3 protein-coding genes and 1 pseudogene are annotated in these 2,428 nt (G+C 72.3%); all 4 read right to left on the reverse strand.

Annotated features, from left to right (window positions below):
- A partial coding sequence (locus AB0B91_RS65085; RefSeq protein WP_358343011.1) for a DsbA family oxidoreductase occupies positions 1-471 on the reverse strand: 471 nt, incomplete at its 3' end.
- Positions 472-781: 310 nt separating this feature from the next.
- Positions 782-1,228: pseudogene (locus tag AB0B91_RS65090) on the reverse strand (transposase); the annotation flags it as partial.
- Between the two features lie 499 nt (positions 1,229-1,727).
- Positions 1,728-2,156 (reverse strand): SufE family protein, encoded by a 429-nt coding sequence (locus AB0B91_RS65095; RefSeq protein ID WP_089002766.1) that lies wholly within the window; start codon positions 2,154-2,156, stop codon positions 1,728-1,730.
- A gap of 74 nt (positions 2,157-2,230) precedes the next feature.
- The coding region (locus tag AB0B91_RS65100; RefSeq protein WP_358343014.1) for a CBS domain-containing protein at positions 2,231-2,428 on the reverse strand (198 nt) is incomplete at its 5' end.

Here is a 2,428-nt window from a genome sequence, read left to right on the forward strand (position 1 = left end):
GCGCTCGTCGGAGTCGAGGAAGCGGCGGGCCTCGGTGGCGTCCAGGCCCACCTCGGCGGCGAGCCCGGCGAGCGCGTCCCGGGAGCCCACGTCGACGCCGTCGGTGAAGTGGGCGCGGTAGAGCGCGTCGACCATCTCGGCGGCGCGCCCCCGGTCGGTGGCCCAGGCGACCAGGCGGTGCGCGTCGAAGGTGTTCGCGGCGACCGCGCGGTCGAAGTCGAGCTTCAGGCCGACCTGGGCCCCCACCTCCGTCACCTGACCGAACATCTGCCGGACCCGGTCCGGCCCGCCGAACTTCGCGGCCATCGCCTCCACCAGGGGACGCGGCTGCGCCACCGGCGACGGGTCGAGCTGGAACGGCCGGTAGCGGACGGTCACCTCGCCGTCGTACGACTCCAGGGCCTGCTCCAGCCGCCGCTTGCCGATGTAGCACCAGGGGCACACGACGTCGGCGTAGATCTCGATCTCCATGTCGGGTGACAACCCTCCGTCTAGTGCGGTGTCCAATAACGTTCACCGGGTTTCCGGTGGGGTGTTGTGGATCCTCGCCGTGCGGGCGAGCGACTCCCCACAGGGTGGTGGGGCGGGCCACCGCGGGCCATCTTGACCTCCGCGCCGCCGGGTGGGCGGCGGGGGTCACGTCGGGACTGGCCGGTTCCGGGGAGGTGCCGGCAGGCTCGACGGTGCGTGACCACCCCGGGCAGCGTAACCGCTGTGGGGGCGGTGGGTCCGCCGCCCGGGGTGCGGGTGGCGATGCTGGCCGCCGCGCGACATCGCGGTGGCCTGAAAACTGGCAGTGCGGGCAGGTCAGGCTCCGCCCGCGTGGCTTCGGTACGCGTTTGCGGCAGATGGGGCAGGTCGACGACGTGCCGCGTTCGTCGACGAGATGAACGGTGATGCCGGCGAGAGCGGCCTTGTCGGTGAGGATCTGCAGGAGTCGGCCGATCTGCCACTGGCGTAGCCGCAGGTGGTGCCGCTGGCCAGCCGGCAGGTTGAGGACGCCGCGGGGGTCGCCGACGTGCAACACCCCGACCCGCTGATCTACGGCCCAGTCGACGACGGTGCGGGCCGCCTCGTGTTGGGCCTGCCGAACCCGCCGCCGATGCCGACCCTCTACCCTACGGGCCCGGGCACGATACTGGCGCCACCGCCGCGACCCCCGCTGACCCGGCTTCGGTGCCCGGCGGGCCACGGCACGATGGCGGGCTTTGGTGTCGGCCAGGTGCATGCGGTGCTCAGCGCGGATCGCCCGCCCCGACACCAACAACGCCTCCCCGCCACAGCCGGCGACGGCGTACGGGTGGATGATCCCACGTCCACGCCTGCGACCCGGCCGGGATCCGGACCCTCACCCGACGGGTACACCGTGATCGGAACCTCGGCGGTGACGTCGAGGAACAGACGGCCGCCCTCGTGCAGCAGCGTGATCGAGCGGACCTGCTCGACCGGATACGGCACCTGACGGGCCAGGCGCACCCACAACGCCGGGGTGCCCCTCGCCGTCGGGACACGCACGCGGTGGCCGTCGCCCACACATCACCGGCCGAATGCAGCAGCCCGAAACACCGCCGCCGCTGCGCGGGCGTTACCCGCAGCGCGACACGAGCGGTGCGATACACCACCGCAGGCGCAGCAGGATCCCGACGACGAGGCACAAACCGAAGCCAACACCACCGGTACGACAATCTTCCCGCCGACGAACCCCGCAAAGGTTCGTGGACACCGCACTAGCTGGTCTGTTCCCGGACCTGCCGCTTGAGCCGGGCCAGGATGGCCGTGCCGCCGCGCACCCGCAGCGGGCTGATCGCCTGGGCCAGCCCCATCCGCTGGTAGAGGTCGTCGGGCACGGCGAGTACCTCGTCCGCGCTCGCCCCGGCCAGCCCTTCGGCAAGGATGCCGGCGAACGCGCGCGTGGTGGGCGCCTCCGGCGGACAGTCGAAGAGGGTCTCCACCGTCTTCTCCGGAGTCACCCGGGCGCGCAGGAAGAACGCCGTCTGGCACTCCGGCACCTGCTCCATGCCATCCCGGTCGGCGGAGCCGGCGGGCAGCGGCGGGACGACATCGGCGTACTCCAGCAGCATCTCCAGCACCACGTCGCGGGGCGCGGCGGCGAACTCGTCGACGATCTCGGAAAGCCTGGCCGGCATGGATGACATGCCCCCGAGGCTACCGCCGCCGGGAAGGGACCCCTCCGCTACCGGGAACCTGGGGAAGGGCCCTTCCGTACACCTCAGACGGTGGGCGCCTGCTCGCTGATCTCGCTCAGCGCCGACTGGGGGTCGAGCTGCATCGCGAGGTCGCCGAGGGAGACGATGCCGACCAGCTTGCGCTCGCTGTCGCAGACCAGCACCCGCCGGATGCCCCGCTCCCGCATCAGGGCCGCCGCCTCGGCCGCGGTCGAGTGCTGCTCGATCATCACCACCTCCCG

It is taken from the genome of Nonomuraea sp. NPDC049141 (assembly GCF_040648415.1).
Classification (GTDB): Bacteria; Actinomycetota; Actinomycetes; order Streptosporangiales; family Streptosporangiaceae; genus Nonomuraea.